Annotated in this window: 16 protein-coding genes; 8 read left to right on the top strand and 8 right to left on the bottom strand. The window is 70.5% G+C overall.

From position 1 onward, the window contains the following. Positions 1–619: 619 nt before the first annotated feature. Positions 620–3,232, bottom strand: a complete 2,613-nt coding sequence (locus tag ABZ340_RS06935) for a D-alanyl-D-alanine carboxypeptidase (protein ID WP_358780696.1) — start codon at positions 3,230–3,232, stop codon at positions 620–622. Between the two features lie 221 nt (positions 3,233–3,453). Here ABZ340_RS06935 and ABZ340_RS06930 point away from each other — a divergent pair, with 221 nt between their 5' ends. From ABZ340_RS06930 to ABZ340_RS06920, 3 genes are all read left to right on the top strand, one after another. Further along, positions 3,454–4,206, top strand: coding sequence for a GPP34 family phosphoprotein (locus tag ABZ340_RS06930; RefSeq protein ID WP_358780695.1), 753 nt, complete (start codon positions 3,454–3,456; stop codon positions 4,204–4,206). A 446-nt stretch (positions 4,207–4,652) separates the two neighbouring features. Next, on the top strand, positions 4,653–5,510 hold the full coding sequence (locus ABZ340_RS06925) for a helix-turn-helix transcriptional regulator (RefSeq protein ID WP_358780694.1): 858 nt from the start codon (positions 4,653–4,655) through the stop codon (positions 5,508–5,510). A 238-nt stretch (positions 5,511–5,748) separates the two neighbouring features. Continuing rightward, positions 5,749–5,940 carry a DUF397 domain-containing protein gene (locus ABZ340_RS06920; RefSeq protein WP_358780693.1) on the top strand — a complete coding sequence of 64 codons (192 nt, stop codon included), beginning with the start codon at positions 5,749–5,751 and terminating at the stop codon, positions 5,938–5,940. A 235-nt stretch (positions 5,941–6,175) separates the two neighbouring features. Here ABZ340_RS06920 and ABZ340_RS06915 read toward each other — a convergent pair whose 3' ends face one another. Continuing rightward, positions 6,176–6,688 (bottom strand): glutathione peroxidase, encoded by a 513-nt coding sequence (locus tag ABZ340_RS06915; protein ID WP_358780692.1) that lies wholly within the window; start codon positions 6,686–6,688, stop codon positions 6,176–6,178. 49 nt (positions 6,689–6,737) lie between these two features. Continuing rightward, positions 6,738–7,535, bottom strand: a complete 798-nt coding sequence (locus tag ABZ340_RS06910) for a winged helix-turn-helix domain-containing protein (protein WP_358780691.1) — start codon at positions 7,533–7,535, stop codon at positions 6,738–6,740. Here ABZ340_RS06910 and ABZ340_RS06905 point away from each other — a divergent pair. Then, a complete protein-coding gene (locus ABZ340_RS06905) occupies positions 7,500–8,717 on the top strand; it encodes an MFS transporter (RefSeq protein ID WP_358780690.1) in 1,218 nt (405 codons plus the stop codon). The two genes, ABZ340_RS06910 and ABZ340_RS06905, sit on opposite strands and share 36 nt — an antisense overlap. Positions 8,718–8,825: 108 nt before the next feature. Here ABZ340_RS06905 and ABZ340_RS06900 read toward each other — a convergent pair whose 3' ends face one another. Beyond that, positions 8,826–9,284: a MarR family winged helix-turn-helix transcriptional regulator gene (locus tag ABZ340_RS06900; RefSeq protein WP_358780716.1), complete on the bottom strand. Its 459-nt coding sequence runs from the start codon at positions 9,282–9,284 to the stop codon at positions 8,826–8,828. Positions 9,285–9,552: 268 nt separating this feature from the next. On the opposite strand from ABZ340_RS06900, the gene ABZ340_RS06895 reads away from it, so the two are divergent. After that, positions 9,553–10,137, top strand: coding sequence for a DUF4352 domain-containing protein (locus tag ABZ340_RS06895; RefSeq protein WP_358780689.1), 585 nt, complete (start codon positions 9,553–9,555; stop codon positions 10,135–10,137). A 230-nt stretch (positions 10,138–10,367) separates the two neighbouring features. After that, the gene (locus tag ABZ340_RS06890) at positions 10,368–11,039 is read left to right on the top strand and encodes a hypothetical protein (RefSeq protein WP_358780688.1); all 672 of its coding nucleotides are present in this window, start codon (positions 10,368–10,370) and stop codon (positions 11,037–11,039) included. A 275-nt stretch (positions 11,040–11,314) separates the two neighbouring features. Here ABZ340_RS06890 and ABZ340_RS06885 read toward each other — a convergent pair whose 3' ends face one another. Then, complete coding sequence (locus ABZ340_RS06885; protein WP_358780687.1) at positions 11,315–12,295, bottom strand: polysaccharide deacetylase family protein; 981 nt, start codon at positions 12,293–12,295, stop codon at positions 11,315–11,317. A gap of 405 nt (positions 12,296–12,700) precedes the next feature. Next, a complete protein-coding gene (locus tag ABZ340_RS06880; protein WP_358780686.1) occupies positions 12,701–13,243 on the bottom strand; it encodes an MOSC domain-containing protein in 543 nt (180 codons plus the stop codon). A gap of 504 nt (positions 13,244–13,747) precedes the next feature. Between ABZ340_RS06880 and ABZ340_RS06875 the strand changes: the two genes are divergently transcribed. Next, positions 13,748–14,182, top strand: coding sequence for a hypothetical protein (locus ABZ340_RS06875; protein ID WP_358780685.1), 435 nt, complete (start codon positions 13,748–13,750; stop codon positions 14,180–14,182). 323 nt (positions 14,183–14,505) lie between these two features. On the opposite strand, the gene ABZ340_RS06870 is transcribed toward ABZ340_RS06875, so the two are convergent. Then, a complete protein-coding gene (locus ABZ340_RS06870; protein ID WP_358780684.1) occupies positions 14,506–14,847 on the bottom strand; it encodes a hypothetical protein in 342 nt (113 codons plus the stop codon). Positions 14,848–15,570: 723 nt separating this feature from the next. Between ABZ340_RS06870 and ABZ340_RS06865 the strand changes: the two genes are divergently transcribed. Further along, positions 15,571–17,571, top strand: a complete 2,001-nt coding sequence (locus tag ABZ340_RS06865) for a M12 family metallopeptidase (protein ID WP_358780683.1) — start codon at positions 15,571–15,573, stop codon at positions 17,569–17,571. A gap of 164 nt (positions 17,572–17,735) precedes the next feature. On the opposite strand, the gene ABZ340_RS06860 is transcribed toward ABZ340_RS06865, so the two are convergent. Further along, a partial coding sequence (locus ABZ340_RS06860) for a tetratricopeptide repeat protein (protein ID WP_358780682.1) occupies positions 17,736–17,940 on the bottom strand: 205 nt, incomplete at its 5' end.

The following is a 17,940-nucleotide window of genomic DNA, read 5'->3' as shown; positions in this document are numbered from 1 at the left end:
AGGGACCGGAGGGATCGGAGGGATCGGAGGGACCGGAGGAACCAGAGGGGGCGGATGGGCCGGAGGAAGCCGAGTGGCCGGTGTGAGCAGAGGGGCCAGAGGCGGCAGCGGTGGCAGCGTGGCCGGAGTGCCCTGGGTGATCGGAGTGCCCTGGGTGATCGGAGTGCCCCGAGTGATCGGAGCGTTCCGAGTGGCCGGAGTAGCCGGAGTGGCCGGAGTGGCTGGAATGGCCTGGGCGCCCGGGATGCCGCCCCGGTGGGTGCGCGGGTATTCGCGGGCCGGTTCCTGAACCCTGACCGGCGTCGTCGGCGTGTGTCGGCTCCGCAGTGGCCACCTGAAGGCACTCCCGTGTCCCGTGTACTGTTCCCGGTCGCGTTCCCTTCCCATGGTCTTCGCGTTCCATGGTGTTCACGACCGCTTTTCCGCGACCGGCGACCTTGCCCCGATTCGTGACGCTAGCACGCACCCCGCCGGCGGTCGCCCGGGTGGGGCGCCGCCGACGGGGTGCGCGAGCGGATTCGGGGGAGCCGGGAATCGGGGATCCGGGCTCCGGGCTCAGGGGCGGGAATCAGGGTCCGGTCCCCGGAGACCCCGAGGCCCGGAGACCCCGGGCCCGGCGTCAGCCGATGCGGGTCAGCTTGTCCGTGAAGCCCGGCTCGACCAGGTCCTTCTCCAGGGCGACCGGCACCTTCACCGCACCGCTGACCCCGCCGTCACCCACGGTGAGCGTGCCCACCTTGGTGCCGGCCTTCGCGGTGTGCGGGATGTCGTCGGCGGCGAACGTCAGCTTCACCGTCAGGCCCGCCCAGCCGACCGCCTTCACGTCCTGCGTCACGACGACCGGCGTACGGCCGCCGAGCCTGTCGTCCACGTACCCGACGACATCGCCCTTCTTCAGGATCGTCCGCGACTCCAGCGCGCCCTGCGCGGCCCGGATCAGCTTGTCGCCCGCCGACAGGGCGCCCGCGAGGATCGTGTTGTCCGCACCGCCCTCGGGCTGGCGCACCACGGCACCGACGATCGTCCGCGTCTCGCCGCCGACCTCCTTCTTCGCCGCGAAGACCAGGTTGCCGAGCGCGGAGGTGGTGGTGCCGGTCTTGATGCCGACGACGTCGTTGAAGCCGACGAGCTGGTTCCAGTTGGTGTGCGTGACGCCCTTGTAGTCGACGTACGACATCATCGCCGCGACCTCGCGGAACGCGGGCGACTTCATCGCCTCCTTGGCCAGCTTCACCTGGTCCACGGCCGTGCTCACCGTCGTGTTGTTCAGCCCCGACGGGTCGGTGTACGTGGTGTTGGCCATGCCGAGGTCCTTGGCGGCGTCGTTCATCTTCTTCACGAACGCCTCCTCCGACCCCGCGTCCCAGCGGGCGAGCAGCCGCGCCACGTTGTTGGCGGACGCGATGAGGACGCCCTCCAGGGCCTCGCGCTCGGAGATCTTGTCGCCCTTGTAGACCTTGACCTTCGACTCGTCGCTCTCCTGGACGCCCTGGTCCTCGGCCGCCTGGTCGACCTCGATCTTCGGCCCTTCCTCACCGCTGCCGAGCGGGTGGTCGCGCAGGATGAGGTACGCGGTCATGACCTTGGCGACACTGGCGATCGGCACGGGCTTCTGCTCGCCGGACGACCCGAACGTGCCGATGCCCTGCACGTCCAGCGCGGCCTGCCCGGCGGACGGCCACGGGATGTCGACCTTGCCGCCCTCGAAGGTGTAGCTGTCCTCCGCGGTGAGCTCCAGCTCGGGCGACGGCAGCGGGCGCATGGCCTGTACGACCGCAAAGACGATCACCAGCAGAACGACCAGCGGCGTCCAGATCTTGACCCGGCGCGCGAGCGTGCGCAGCGGGGTCGGCGGAGGCGGCGGGGTGTTGGTCAGCTCCGCCAGCAGGTCCAGCGGCGGCTTGGGCGGCAGCGGCTGCTGCGTCGTCCGCTCCGGCCCGACCTGCGGGACGGGTGCGGTGGCGTCCGCGGGCACCCGGGGCAGCGCGGTGGTGGCCTCGGCGGCGGGCGCGTCGGCCGCCGCCGGACCGTTCCGCGGCGGCTTGCGGGTCGCCGGGTCGTCCAGGGGCTTGAGCGCGACGAACTTGCTGGTGCGCTCGGTGTCGGACTCGGGAGCATCCCCGGAGGTCTTGGCGGGCTTGGCGGTCTCGGCGGGCTTGGCCGTGTCGGTCTTTCCGGGCTTTCCGGTCTTTCCTGGGGTTTCGGTCTTTTCGGCTTTCTTCTGTCCTGTGGCCGCGTCGCCCAGTTTCAGCATGGTCGTCGGCTGGTCGACGGCGGGCGCGGAGGGCCGTACGGCCTTGAAGACGGCGGTGGGCTGGTCGACGGGCGGCTTGACGGGCTGCTCGTCGGCGTCGGCGCCGGCATCGTCGGAGGCGTCGCCGTCCGCGTCGCCGGTCGTTTCACCGGTCGTTTCACCGGTCGTTCCGGCGTCCGTATCGTCGTCGGTGCCGGTGTCCTCGCCGCCGGTCGCGGCGCTCGTGCCGGCCCGGTCGCCCTCGCCCTCGTCCTCGTCTTCGTCCCCGGCCTCGGGAGCGCCGGTGGCCGCGTCCGTGCCGTCCTCCCGCGCGTCGGCGTCGGCCTCGCGGCCCTTCCCGGCGCCCTCGGCCTTCTCGGAGCTCTCCTCGGCCTTCTCGGGGCCTTTCCTGGCCTCCTCGGCCTTCCCGGCGGTCTCGGCGATCCCGGCCTTCTCGGCCTCCTCGGCCTTTCCAGCGGTCTCGGCGATCCCGGCCTTCTCGGCGGCCTCGGACGGGTCGTCGGCCTCGTCCCGCGGGCCGCCCCCGTCCCCGTCCCCGCCCTTGTGCTCGTCCTCGTCCTCGTCCGCCGACGCCACCCAGGCCGCCACGGCCTTCCGCAGCCTGCCGTCACTCGGCGCGTCGGTCTTCTCGCGGTCGCCGGAGGCGGCGGAGGCCGCGGCGGAGTCCTCGGCGCCGGTTCCCTCGTCCTCCGTCGCCGCGCTCTCCGGCTCCGGTCCGGAAGCCGGCAGCACCTTGGTCGCCTTCACCGCCGTGTCCGCACCCCGGCCGACCGCCGAGGCCGAGGCCGACGACGAGGCCGACGACGACGCCGCGGACTCCCGCGCGGCCGCCAGCCGCGGATCACGCGCCTCGCGGGTCTCGCCCGATCCGGTGCGGGCCTCGGGAACCGGGCCCGCGCTCCCCGACGTCGGTCGTGCCGACGACTCGCGCTGCTTCGACTTGTCGGGGGACTCGCCCGCCACCGATGCCTCCTCCATGCGCCGCACGTACAGCGTGCGCGTACGAACCGTGAACCGCCGCCCGGGACACCGCTCCGCCGCGCTGTCCGAACCATGTACCAGTGTCCTGTGTGCGGGCCGCACCCCAGCGGTAGACGAGAACGACATACCTGCCGGTTCCCTTACGAACCGGTCACGCACCCTCGACAGACCAATGTGAGAGGGGTCACCCTGTCATTCATCCACGCGGGGAGGCATGGATGGGCAGGAGCCGCAGAACACTTCCGGAGGAGCTTCTGCTGCTGGCACTGGACCCGGCCACGGGTACCACTGCGCAGCCGCAGTCGCTCGACCTCGGTCTGGCCGGAGCTCAGCTGGTGGAGCTGGCGCTGGCCGGACGGATAGCCCCAGACGGGGATCGTATCGCCGTGGTGGTGCCACGGCCGACAGGAGATCCGACACTGGACTGCGCATTGGAGCTGCTGCGAAGGCGCGGTGCTCCGGTACGGGCCGTCCACTGGATCGGCGGGCCCCGTCTCGGGCTCCGCCAGACCTATCTCTCGCATCTGGAACGGTGCGGCATGGTGCATGCCGTCGAGGGCCAGATGTGCGGGGTGCTGCCGACGACGCGCTACCAGGCGACGGACACGGCGATCAGCCGGGAGATCAGGGCCCGGCTGGATGCCGCGATCCGCACCGGCGTACCACCGGACCCGCGGACGGCGGCGCTCGCCGCGCTCGCCCACGCGGTCGGCCTCGGCAAGCACCTGTACCCGGGCAACGAGGGCCGCTCGTCCCGTTCCCGGCTGCGGGACCTGATCCGGCACGACCCGATGGGCGGCCTCGTGGCGCACGCCGTGATGGACGTCCAGAACGGCGTGGCGGCCCAGCCGCGCCGCGGCTCGGCCCCGGCCGGCCGCCAGACCGCCGGAACCAGGCCCGCGGCGGAGAACGCCCGGGGCGTCCCGTCCCAGCCGCGCCGCGGACCCATGGCGCGCGTCCCGGCGCACTGACCGGCCCACGGCGGTACGGCAAGCGCAGTTCAGTGTGCCGGCACGACAGCACGACAGCACGACAGTGCGACAGCACGATCACACGGCCGCACTACTGCATGAATGACCGCATGATCGCGCGAGCGCATGACCGCACGACCGCACGGCAGAGCCGCACCGACCGTCCCCACAGACCCGGTACGGGAGCCGCTGGTCCGCGCGGGGTGGTGAGACCGTACGTCCGGACGACGACACGGTCCGCCGCCCCGCGCGGCTTTATGTCCGGGAACGCCCGAACAGTGCGCCCGGCCGGTCGCCGGCGGTTTCCCGAACGGACGTCCGAACTGGCGTGTGCGCGGCGCATATCGACGGTTTCCCAGCGCTGGCAAGCCCCTTGGTGGCAGTCTGCTCAGCAACAGATACGCAAAGTGGCAAGTACGAGGCAGGCAGCCGGAGGTGCACGTCCCGTGGCGTCCAATGTCAATCCCACCGTCAGGCGACGCCGGCTGGGCCAGGAGCTGCGCCGGCTCCGCGAGCTCAAGGGCATGACCGCCGAGGAGGTGGCGGAGCGACTGCTGGTGTCGCAGTCGAAGATCAGCCGCCTGGAGAACGGCCGGCGCAGCATCAGCCAGCGCGACGTCCGTGACCTGTGCGGGGTGTACGAGGTCGAGGACCAGCGACTCGTGGAGTCGCTGATGCAAATGGCCAAGGACTCCCGCCAGCAGGGCTGGTGGCACGCCTTCGGCGACATCCCGTACAGCGTCTACATCGGTCTGGAGACCGACGCGGAGTCGCTGCGGACCTACGAGCCCCAGATCATCACCGGCCTGTTGCAGACCCGCCCGTACGCCGAGGCCCTCATCCAGGGTGCCCTGCCGGAGACGTCGGCCGCCGACATCGAGAAGCGCGTCCAGGTGCGGATACGGCGCCAGGAACGCGTGACCGTCGACAACAACCCGCTGAGGCTGTGGGTGGTCCTCGACGAGGCATCCCTGCACCGGGTCGTCGGCAGCCGCCAGATCATGCGGGAGCAGCTGGAGCACGTCGCCGAGATGTCGCAGCTGCCGCACATCACCGTGCAGGTGCTGCCGTTCGGCGTCGGCGCGCACCCCGGCATCAACGGGCAGTACTCGATCCTGGAGTTCGCCGACGCGGCCGACTCCAGCGTCGTGTACATCGAGGGCGTGACCAGCGACCTGTACCTGGAGAAGGCGCACGACGTGCAGAAGTACACCGTGATGTACGAGCACCTGCGGGCCCAGGCGCTGAACGTGGAGCAGTCCCGTCAGCTCATCGAGGACATGGCGAAGGGCTACGCCCGCTGACCTCCCGCGGGCCTTCCGTCGCGGCGGGGGCGGGGATGCTACACCCCCGCCGCGACGGACCGGAGAACCACATGGAATATGCCATCCGGTCGGGTGAATGGCTGCGCGGAACGGAGAGGTCAGCGAGTAGCGTCGATCACGCCAACGATCACACGACATTGGCGTAATCCGTACCGCGGGGTCCCCAGCGGGCCCGCGGCGCGGCGACAGCATTCAGCAACTCGCCACCGGAGCAAACATGGCAATTCTTCAGGGCGCCACGGACACCTGGACCAAGTCCTCCTATTCCGGAGGAAACGGCGCGTGCGTCGAGGTCAAGTCCCCGTCCACGGCAGCACTGGCCGTCCGCGACTCCAAGGTCCCCGAGGGCCCCACGCTGGCCTTCCCCGCCAACGCGTGGAACGCGTTCGTGGCCTCGGTCAAGGCGTAACAGCGGCCGACCCGGCTATATCAGTTACATCGGCCATATCGGCCACCCGGCCATATCGGCCACCCGGTCGCGCCGACCGCACGACCAGGGCCCTCTCGACCAGTTCGCCGTCCTAGCCGAGAGGGCTCGGTCCATGCCCGGGGTCGGCCCTCCCCCCTCCCCGCCGCCTCCCCTCGGCGAAGCACCCCTTCCGGCGGCCAGGACCCTCGGCCCCGCCCCTGCCCCAGGGGCGAGGTCAGCCGGCCAGCCGCTCCTCGATCGCGGCCACGAGCTCAGGCGCCTCCGGATCGGTCTGCGGCGCGAACCGGGCGACCACCCGGCCGTCCCGCCCGATCAGGAACTTCTCGAAGTTCCAGCGGACGTCCCCACTGTGCCCCTCGGAGTCCGCGAAGCCGACGAGCCGCTCGTACAGCGGATGCCGGCCCTCTCCGTTGACCTCCACCTTCTCGGTCATCGGGAAGGTCACGCCGTACGTCGCCGAGCAGAACGCGGCGATCTCCTCGGCGCTGCCCGGCTCCTGCCCGAGGAACTGGTTGCACGGCACGCCGAGCACGGTGAACCCGCGGTCCGCGTACCGCTCGTGCAGCCGTTCCAGGCCCGTGTACTGCGGGGTCAGCCCGCACTTGGAGGCCACGTTCACGACCAGCACGACCTGTCCGGCGTACTGACCGAGCTCCGCGGGACCGCCCTGGAGGGCGCCGATGTCGACGGTGAGAGGGGAGTCGTCTGTGATGTCTGAGGTCGTCATGGGCGGATGGTAGCCCCGCCGGGGAACACCCTCCGGCACCTCCGGCACCTCAGGAACCTCCGGAGTCTCCAGTACCTCCAGTACCTCCAGGCTCCCCCGGTGCTTCGGCGCTCCCGGTGTCCCCGGCGCCGACCACCGGTCCGGTCTCCGCTCGCGCGGGTGGCGCCTCCCCGCCCACCGCCCGTACGAGGACCTCCCCGGCCGCCGTCCGCGAGTACAGCACCGACCGGCCCGCCCGCCGCCTCTCCACCAGCCCCACGTCCAGCAGCACCCTCAGATGCCGCCCGACCGAGCCCAGCCCCTGCCCGGTCACGGCGACCAGCTGGCTGGTGCTCAGCGGCGAGCCGAGAAGCACCAGCACCCGGGCCCGCGCGGCCCCGAGCAGGGCGCCCAGCCCCGTCGGCACGGCCCGGCCGGCACCGTCGGCGAGCACCCCGGCACACGGGTAGACCACCGCGTACCGCTCGGCCTCCTCCCAGGACACCCAGCCGTGCCGCTGCGGGGTGACCGGGACGAAGACCAGCTCGGCGCCGGATATCTCGCACGGCGGGTACTCGTGGAGATTGACCTGGAAACGGTTGCCGCCGAGCCAGCGCGTGCCGGGCCGCAGCCCGTCCAGGACGGCCGCCCAGCCGTCCCGGCCCACCTGCGCGGTCCGCGCGACGACATCGGCCTCCAGGACGCGGCGGCGCCGGGCCCAGTACGGCCGTACGGCCTCGGCCCAGACGTACTCCAGGAGCGCGGCGGCGCGCTCGGGCAGGTCGTCGCGGTCGAGGGCGGCGGGCAGCGGACCGGCGAGGGACATGGCCAGATGGGCGCGGGCCTGGCCGGAGGAGAACGCCCGCACCCGCGCGGCGCCCTCCTCGACGGTCTCCCCCTCCCGCGGGGCGGGCGTGAGGAAGTCGGCGATCCACTCCCGTCCGAGCCCGGCCTGCTGTCCGCGGTCAGCATGTTCGGGCCGTCGCTGGCCCAGGTGCTCGGTGCGACGTTCTTCCTCTCCGGCGCCGACCGCCTGCCCCCGCGGGCCGCGATGGCGGGCATCTCGCTGGCCTTCGCCGCAGCGACGGCGTTCCTGGCCGTACCCGGCCTGCCCGTGTGGGCCGTGTTCGCCGTCCTGCTCGCCCAGGGGGTGGTCGCCTCCCTGGACGGCGGAGTCCGCTGGGGCCTGCTGAACGAGATCCTCTCCGGGGAGGGCGGCAGTGGCGGCGACGGGAGCGGTTACCTGCTGGGGCGCTCGGTGTTCAACATGATGAGCGGGATCACGCAGACCGCGGGCTACGCGACGAGCGGCGCCCTGGTGGCTCTCCTCTCCCCGCGCCTGGCCCTGCTGCTCGCGGCGGCCCTGTACGTCACCGCGGCGGCCGGCACTTTGGGCGGCCTGACCGCCCGCCCGCCGCGGGCCTTGGGCCGCCCGTCCGTCTCGGCGACCTGGCGCACCAACGCCGTGCTGTGGTCCTCGCGCCCCCGCCGCCACGTCTACCTGGCCCTCTGGGTCCCCAACGGCCTGGTCGTCGGCTGCGAATCGCTCTACGTCTCCTACGCCCCGCACGCGGCGGGCACCCTGTTCGCCTGCGCCGCTCTCGGCATGCTGGCCGACGATGTGACGGTCGGCCGTCTGCTGCCGCCCCGGCTCCGCCCCCGCCTGGGCGTACCGCTCCTCGCCCTGCTGGCGACCCCGTACCTGGCCTTCGCCCTGCACCCGCCCCTGCCCCTGGCGGCCGGCCTGGCCGCTGTCGCCTCCGTCGGTTTCGGCGCGAGCCTGGTGCAGCAGGAACGCCTGATGGCCCTGACCCCGGACGGGCTCGCCGGTCACGCCCTGGGGCTGCACTCCGCCGGGATGCTCACGATGCAGGGGGTCGCCGCCGCGCTGGCGGGCACGGTGGCCCAGCTGACCTCCCCGGCCACGGCGATGACGGCCATGGCCGCCGCGTCCCTCGCCGTGACCCTCGTACTGGCGGCCGTGAGCCGGCAGGGCACGACGGGCGGAGGACCGCTGCCGAGGAAGAGGCCGGCAGGGACGATGCCTTGAACCCGGCGGCGGACCCCGATCACACCTCCACCGGCGCGGACCCGACGACACCGGGTGCCGGGGAGGCAGGGCGCCGGGGAGGCCGGCGTCAGGGGCGGGCGCGGCGGCTCAGTGGTGCCAGGCCCGCCCGCCCGTGTTGTGGATGAACCGTTGCAGGACCTTGAGGGTGGTCAGGTACTCCTCGTCGGAGATGCCTGCGTGCCGTTCCGCCCACAGGTCGTCCTGGAGGGCGGCGGCCTTGTCGTAGAACGCCCTGCCCTCGGGCGTGATGCCCAGACGCCCCTCGGCGTCCTCGGTGATCCAGCCTTGGGAGATGGTCGCGTCGATCTCCGCTTCCATGGTTTCCGGGCCGGTGTCCAGGTAGTTCCGCAGGAGACGGGACACTTCGTCGCGCGTCTTGACCGTGTCGGCGCGTGCGACCTGCGCGAGGACCCACCACTGCGGCTGGTTGGTGCCGATCTCGGCGAGGGCGGTCCGGATGCGGGTGACGACGGCCTTGTAGGCCGCCCAGCTCCAGTAGCCGATGGGCTGCCGGATCAGTTCGGCGTCACTGTGCGAGTACTGCACGGGGCTGGTCCTCCTGTGGTCGGCCATCGGGTCCTGCCCGGTGACGGGGTGTCGGTCGGTGAGGCCGACGGTAGGACCTCAAGCTTGATCGAGGTCAAGGACGTGCAGGTGTGCTCCCAACAGTGTGCGACGAATGGTCATAGGGCGGAATACTGTGCTTTATTGTGGGCTGTATCTCTCATAAAAGATCTTTTTCGAGTTTGTACAACCTTGCGGCATCTCCTCGAGTCCTACACCTGCAATGCACTGAAAGACCTCGGGGAGCAACGTGAACCAGCAGTACCCGCAGTACCCGCAGCAGCCGTATCCGCCCCAGATGCCCCAGATGCCTCAGTCGCCGAAGAAGCGGGGCGTCGGGAAGGTCGTCGGGGTCGGCTGTGCGGGCCTCCTCGCACTTTTCGTCATCATCGGCGTCGTGGCCGGCGGCGGTGACTCCGGTGACAACGGCGGCAAGGACAAGACCGCCGCTGCCGCCGATGGCAAGGAGAAGAGCGACCCCCAGCCCGCAGAGGAGGTGCGAGCCCAGGGGCCCGTCAAGGTCACGGCCAAGAAGACGGCATTCGCACAGACGATCCTCGCCGACGGCACCGACTACACCAGCGTCCTCGTCACCGTCGCGAACAACGGCGGCGAGCAGGTCGACGTCAACCCGTTGTACTTCACGATCACGGACACCGACGGCACCAAGCACACGGCCGAACTCGCCGTCGACGAGAACCAGATCGACACCGTGAAGCTGGCGTCCGGCGAGAACGTCTCCGGTGCCGTCACCGGCAAGGGGACGTTCACCCCCAAGTACGTGACCTTCACCGACGGCCTCTTCGGCGACCCGGTCCGCGTCGACGTCTCCTGACCGCACGCGCGCTGCCGACCGCCTCCCGGCGTCGGCCGAGGTGCCCCCGCGGGGCTGCCTCGAAGGGGCGCCCCGAACGGTCCGGCCTCGCGTACCGCCCCTCCTTCCACCACCGTCGCGGCACACATCGCGCATCGCGCATCGCGCATCGCGCATCGCTCATCGCGCATCGCGCATCGCGTACTGCGCACCGCATGCCGCACCTTCAGCACCGAAGACATGGGAGAACCATGCGTAAGCACATCGTCATCGCCGCCTTCGCCGCCGCCGGGCTGCTGGCGCTCACCGGATGCGAGACCGGCGCGGAAAGCGGCAGCGGCGCCCCGAGCGTCGACAGCAAGCCGTCCGCCGTACAGGACCCGACCCAGGGCGCCGCCCAGGACACCGCGAAGGGCACGGCGAAGGCGGATGACACCGGGGCGGAAACCGCCACGCTCCCGGACATGACCGGCAAGGGCCTCCAGTCCGCTCAGGACGAGGCGCAGGCCGCCGGTTTCTACGGCCTCACCTCGCACGACGCTCTCGGCCGGGGACGTATGCAGGCCCTGGACCGCAACTGGAAGGTCTGTGGCCAGACTCCGGCGGCCGGCGAACACCCGACCGACACCGAGGTCGACTTCGCCGCGGTCAAGCTCGAAGAGACCTGCCCCGCCGAGGACGAGGGCGCCGCGCCCGAGGCGGCCGGATCGACGATGCCCGACTTCGCGGGCAAGTCGGTCAAGGTCGCCCGCCAGGCCCTCGACAGCTCCACCAGCATCACCGTCGAGGACGCCTCCGGACAGGACCGCATGGTCCTCATGGAGTCGAACTGGCAGGTGTGCAGCCAGGAACCGGCCGCGGGCACCGAACTCGACGGCCGGCCCGTGGCCTTCACCGCGGTGAAGTTCGGCGAGTCCTGCTGACTCCGCTCAACTGACGAACGGTCCGGCCCGCGCCCGCGCGGCCGGACCTTCGTGCGTGCGTGGGTGACCATGCCGAGGGAAGAGGATCAGGCGGGAGCCTGTACCCCGCTTCTCAGGGCGCAGCCACGGACTCGAAGCCGTACCGGAGCCTGGCCTTGGCCGACCGGCGGCTTCCGTCCCCCGGGGCCCCGGGGTCCCAGGGTGCCCTGGGGCGTCCCTGGGTGTCCCGAGGCGTCCTGGGGTGTCCCGGGGTGTCTTGGGGGTGCCGGGTGGGGTCAGCTTGTGCTGCAGGTGACCGTCGGCCAGGTTCGGTTGCCGTTGTGCTGGATGGTGACGCCCCAGTTGTTGCCGTTGCCGTTGGGTTTGGCGACGAGGACTTGGGAGCTGGGGTAGCCGGCGCTGATGTTCCAGGTGGAGAGGATCTTGGCGGGGGAGGGGACGTTCATGGTCACGGTCCAGTTGCTGGAGCCGGTGACCGAGACGTTGAGGTTGTAGCGGTCGCTCCACTGCTGGCCGGCGAAGAGGGTCGCGGTGCAGCCACCGTTGCCGCCACCGCCGGGGCCGCTGCTGTCGGGAGCCACGGCGCGGCCGGTCTGCGGAGAGATCATTCCGGCGCACAGGCCACGGGAGGCCAGCACCTGCGCGATGCGCGGGATCGCGGCGAGGGTGTTGGCGGGCCAGTCGTGCATGAGGATGACCTGGCCGTTGGTGAGCCGGCCGGCGGCCTGCACGATCGCGTCGGTACTGGCGCCGTTCCAGTCCTGCGAGTCGACGTCCCAGATGATCTCGGTGAGGCCGTACTTGGCCGCGACCGACTTCACGGTCGCGTTGGTCTCGCCGTACGGCGGGCGGAACAGCTTCGGGGTGCCGCCGCCCGCGTTGGCGATGGCCTGCTGGGTCCGGGAGATCTCCGAGTCGATCTGCGACTGGCTCAGCTGGGTCAGGTGCGGGTGGGTGTAGCTGTGGTTGGCGACCCACATGCCGGCGTCGACCTGGGCCCGGACCAGGGCGGGGTTGGCGGCGGCGTGCTGGCCCTGGTTGAACATCGTGGCCCGCAGCCCGTTCTGCTTGAGCGCGTTGAGCAGGCTCTGCGTGGTGCCGGACGGGCCGTCGTCGAAGGTGAGGCCGACGTACCCGTTGCAGGCCGCGGCCTGTGCCGGGGCGGCGTTGACGGTGAGGGTGCTCGCGGCGGCCATGGCGACGGCGGCCAGTCCGGTGACCAAGGAGCGCAGCGAGAGACGCGGTCTGGTTCTCATGCGGAGTGGTCCTCCAGCGTCGGGGTGTCCCGGGGTGTCTTGGGGGTGCCGGGTGGGGTCAGCTTGTGCTGCAGGTGACCATTGGCCAGGTTCGGTTGCCGTTGTGCTGGGTGGTGACGCCCCAGTTGTTGCCGTTGGGCCCTGGCGATGGCGAACAGTTTTGGTGTGGCCCCGTCAACTGTCAACAGTTTCGGCAATCATTTCGAAACATGCGCTTGGGTGGAGTGGGCGTGAACGGTGCGCGGCCTGGGGTGATCCCTCTTGGCGGCATGCGAATCGGCGCTGCCCGCGCGATCGCGCCAATCCCCTCAGGAAGGGGTGGGTTGGATGTTCCGAATCTTTCGGAGAGTTTTCCGATCTTGTTGTGGGAGGCGCCAGGTCACGGCCCGCCGGAGGCGACAGACGTCAGACCCGCTCCAGGGGCCGGTGCGGCCCGCTGGGAAGCTCCACTGCGATCGCGTCGCCCGGGCGCACCACGCCGCCCTCCTTCACGATGCTCATGATCCCGGCCTTGCGCACGATGTTCCCGGCCTCGTCGCGGCCGACGACCTGCTTCAGCAGCCCGGCCTGGAAGTTGTCGATCTGCAGGCACGGGTTGCGCAGGCCGGTCACTTCCAGCACCGCGTCGTCGCCGCACCGCAGCAGCGTGCCGACCGGCAGGGCGAGCAGATCGATGCCGCGGGTGGTGATGTTTTCGCCGAGGTCGCCCGGCGCCACCTTGAACCCCTCCGCGTCGAGCTCGGCGAAGAGTTCCTCGTGGATGAGGTGCACCTGGCGGAGGTTCGGCTGGGTGGGGTCCTGCGCGACCCGCGAGCGGTGCTTGACCGTCACGCCGGCGTGTACGTCGCCCTCCACGCCGATTCCGGCGAGCAGCGTGACGCTGTCCCGGTTCGGCTTGGTGAACGAGTACTCCTCGTTGCTGCTGACCGCCGTCACTGTTCCGCGCATCCTCGAAACCCCCTCCTGAGCCATCCTGCGTGACCGGTCACGACCCTAACTCTGGTACTTCGCTGCGCAGAGCCACTGCCGAGTCCTTCCCAGCTCTGCCGGGCCCTTCCCAGCTCTGCCGGGCCCCGCCGAACCCTGCCGACCCTTACCGAGCCCCGTCGACGCATCGACTGCGGACGTGTGCGGCTGCGGACGTGTGCGGCTGTGGACGTGTGCGGCTGCGGACGTGTGCGGCTGTGGACGTGCGGCTGTGGGCGGCCGCGCGCGCCCGAACCGCTGCCACCGTCACCGTGCTCGCCCCGACCCGGAAGGGGGGCGGGACCAGGGAAAACGTATGGCAAGGTATGCCGACAGCTCACGCCGGCCGTGCCTCGCGAGGGTGTCCGGCCCGCGGTCGCTTCCCGGGTCACGGCGCCCTGTGCCGACGCCCGGAAACCGGACCGCTGCTTGCCGGGCGGAAGAACCCTCCGCCCGGTTCTTATGCAACTTCGCAGGAGCACGTCCATGAACGGAAAGCGACGCCGATTGCTGCTGGCAGCCATCGACCCCATGCTGGAGCCCCAGGAGCGGGTCGAGGTGGCGACCATCGTCAACCTGAGTTCGGTCTCGGTGCGCCGGACCGCCGCGTTCGCGACGGCCTCGGCGATCATGAGCGGTGGCGGGATGGCCGTGATCCCGGCACCGACCCCCATGTATCTGGCGATGACCGACCGCCGCCTCTTCATCTTCCGGGCCAACCCGACCTTCGCCCGGCCGGAAGAGCACCTGATGACGATTCCGCGCGCCGGACTCGTCCGCTCGGAGATCAAGGAACGCCTGCTCAACTCGTCCTTCGTCGTTTCCTCACCGGACTACGAGCAGGGCCTGAAGATCATCTTCCCGCTGGTCGGCCGAACGGACCGCAACGCGATAGCGGCCGCCATACCCCTGGCAGGCTGACCGCCCCGGACGCGGACGCGGACGCGGACGCGGAGGTATGACACCCGTTTCAGGGGGGCTCCCCGGGGCAAGGCCGCGACCTGCGTAGAGGCCGGCAGCGGGGCGTCGTCGTCGGCGGGGCGTGGGTCTCCCACCCCCGCATGATCGCCGCGGTCGAGGAGTACTTCCGGCGCACACCACGCCCCGCCCCCGTCGCCGCGGCCGCCCTGACCCTGCCCGAACCGACCGGCGCACGCGCCCGCGCCCGCCACAACGGCGTGGCCGTCCGGCGACGAGGCCCGGCTCGCCCTCCCCGTAGCCGGGCGGGCACCACGGCCGGGCCGTCAAAGGACCTTGTACGTCAGCTCGTACAGAGACAGAGACAGCGCGCCGATTGCCTGCTTCCGTTCGCCAAGACCCAGCTCAGAGGGGACGATCTTCGCACCCCCGATGAAGCTGGACCGGTCGGTCGCCTCGTCTACTTCGTGCAGAATGATGTCGATCGGCTCTTGGTTGACGAACGGAACGAACCGCTCGTCGAACTCGAACACGTCCCCTTTCCGCATGCGCACCTTTTCGAAGACGACGCCGCCGCCTCTGCTGACGAGGATCTCGTCCGCGCCGTCCGGGTCCTGAACCCTTATCGCTTCCAGGGACAAGAGCTTGGCGAAAGCCGCGTTTGCCATTTCATTTGTTCCTTCCGCGTCCCCGTGCCGCACAGCGTTTTCTACGTCATAACACGCGTATCCAGGCGGCGCATGCCATGAGGTTCCCCGCTGTGCGGGAAGGGAATTCTGGCTGGTCAGGGCGGTTTGACGTCGTTTCGAATTCACCGTTTCGGTTATTTACTGGCTGGTGCAGCGAGCGTTTTCCGCCCTCGGTTCGAGCAGATAGGACGCCGGCGGTTCGGACAGGTAGGACGCCAGCGGTTCGAGCAGGTAGGACGCCGGGCGGGTACGGCCTGGCCGGGCTCGGCGATCCAGGTGGCGGCGCGGCGCGGCTCGTGCGGGAGCCGCCAGGACGTGAGGGATGTGAGAGACATGAGGGACGTGAGGGATGCGAGGGCGGCGACGGCCTGCTCGTCGGGTCCGGCCGCTGTTCCTCCCGATGCCGGACCACCCGAATGGCCGTATTGTGATGAATGCGACGATAAGGCGATAAGGGGTTATGGAACTGGTTGATCCCCTTGGGAGCGCCGCTCGTGCGCATCTCGCCGCGCGACACCAGCCGGGACGCGCGGTCGCAGTCCGTTCGGCAGCGCAAGGCCCGGCCGCGGGGCGCAGTCGCAGGGCCCGGGTTCAGCCGACCGTCATCGTCAGATGTGGCCGCCCTTGTGGTCGGCAGATGACACACGGGTCAGCTCCGCCAGTGGACCGCGGTGCCGGCGATCGAGCGGGAGGTCCAGGGACATGGCACGTGATCAGCACACGGCGGTGTCGAACCAGCCTCGGGAGCAGGTCGTGCTCGCCGCGGAGCAGGCCCCGGTCGTGGACCCGTCGACAGGCGCGGAAGGACGGACGATACAGACGATTCAGCCCGGCGCTGACGGCCTGGAGCAGGCCGAGGGCTGCCAGCGTCCGGAACACGGCCAGCCGGCGGCTGAAGCATGGACGGCACCCACCGCCAGACTGCGGGACATCGGCGAGGTGCCGTTCGGCCCGTTGCCCCCGGTGGCCGAGACCGTTCACGGGGTCGACGACCGGGTCCGGATCACGCACACGGCGGCCTGTCCGTGGCGGGCTCACTCGTCGCTGCTCGTCACCGCCGCGGACAATTCCCGGTGGATCGGGACCGGGTGTTTCATCGGGCCCCACACGCTGGTGACCGCCGGTCACGTGGTGCGCATCAAGAACAGTGGTGCACTCGGACGCGACGGATGGGTCAAGAGCATCCAGGACATGCCCGGCCGCGGCGGCGACGAGAACGACGAGAACGACGAGAACTACGACTACGGCGCGATCATCATCCCCACCGAACTGGGCTCCACCACCGGATGGTTCGGTTCCGGGGCGTGGCCGGACGCCGGCCTGCTCCAGACCGCCGGCGGACAGAGCGGCAGTGCCGTGTACCGCGTCGTCAACGGCGGCCGGTACGGATTCGCGGTCCACGCCTACGGCGGAGTGACCGTCAACTCCGGCACCGGGAACGCCCAGCCCGTCTACGACAACCTGGTGGCCTGGAGAGCGTGGTGCCCGGCCGCGCGCCACCGGCACGACCTGCGGCAGCAGCGGCCCCACACGACCTCGACGCCGAGACATCAGCACACCCGAGCGAACTTACGACCACGTGGCCCCACCTCAACCCCACAGAAGAGAACAGTCATGGCAGTCACCTACAACGAGGCACCCGTGAGCGAGACAGAGGAACCGGCACCCCTCTACTGCGCACAACCCCCGGTAACCGAACCGGATCTGCGCCCGGGGCTCAGCCCCGACCGGCTCAGCGCCATACTGCTGATGCGGACCAAGTGGGTGAGCGGCACGGTACTGCACTACTGCTTCCTCAACGAGTCCGACGGCGCATCCGACGGGCAGCTCGATGAGCAGCGCGATGAGGTCCGCCAGGCGTTTCGGGACTGGGAGGCCATCGGCATCGGGCTGAAGTTCCGCGAGGTGGACCGGCCCGCGGAAGCCGAAATCCGCATCGGTTTCCGCCGGGGCGACGGCTCCTGGTCCTACGTGGGCCGGGATGCGCTGGGCATCAGCACGCGCGAGCGCACGATGAACTTCGGCTGGGATCTGACCAGCCGGCACGGCAAGGCCACCGCCAGACACGAGATCGGGCACGCGCTCGGCTTCGCCCACGAACACCAGAACCCGTTCGCCGGGATCGAGTGGGACGAGGAGAAGGTCTACGCCACGCTCGCCGCTCCTCCGAACAAGTGGCCACGGGAGCGGACCTTCCACAACATCCTGCGCAAGCTCTCCATCAGCGAGGTCGAAGGATCCGACTGGGACCCGGCATCCATCATGCAGTACCCCTTCCCGCCCGGCCTGATCATCCGGCCGGAGAAGTACCACCGGGACGGGATACCGGACCCCCTCGCCCTCTCCGAGCGGGACAAGGAGTACGTCAAACGGTGGTATCCGCCCCTGGACGACATGCCGACCGAGCTCCACCCGTTCCAGTCGGTCGAGCTGACCCTCGCCGCCGGTGAGCAGTCGGACTTCGCCATCGTCCCGTCGGAAACGCGGATGTACGAGATCGGCACCCTCGGGAACAGCGACGTCGTCATGGTGCTCTTCGAAAAGATCGACGGCGAACTGCGCTTCTTCACCGCCGAGGACGACAGCGGCACGGACAGCAACGCCCACCTGAAGGTCAGGCTCTTCGAAGGACGCCGCTATGTGCTCCGCACCCGGCTCTACTCGGCCTGGGGCTCCGGGAAGGCGGCGCTCATGCTCTGGTGACCGCCGGCCACCGGGTGATCCGGCTGCGCGACGCCCGCCACGTCACGTCGACCGTGACCGAGTCCCGTACCCGGCACGACGGTGGCACGGACCGGACGCGCACCGCGACGCGCGCCGACCCTCTGCCTCGTGGCTGAGGTCACCGCGTTTCTCCGCCGTACAGCTCAGCCGGTCCGGCGGATGTGGATGAAGCTGTCGCGGATGGTCAGGGTGTCGGGGCGGGCGTCGTCCAGGACCTGTTCACCCTGGGGGGAGGCGGTTCCGTACAGGGGGGCGGCCCGGTGGAGGTCTCCTGCCGCCTGGTAGGCGCCGGCGAGGTTGTTGCGGCTGGCCAGGGTCTGGGGGTGGGTGTCGCCCAGGATCTGTTCG

The sequence above is a fragment of the Streptomyces sp. NPDC006134 genome (assembly GCF_040628835.1).
Classification (GTDB): domain Bacteria; phylum Actinomycetota; class Actinomycetes; order Streptomycetales; family Streptomycetaceae; genus Streptomyces.
The sequence above is the reverse complement of the archived record's forward strand: the minus strand, read 5'-3'. Positions and strand labels throughout refer to the sequence as shown.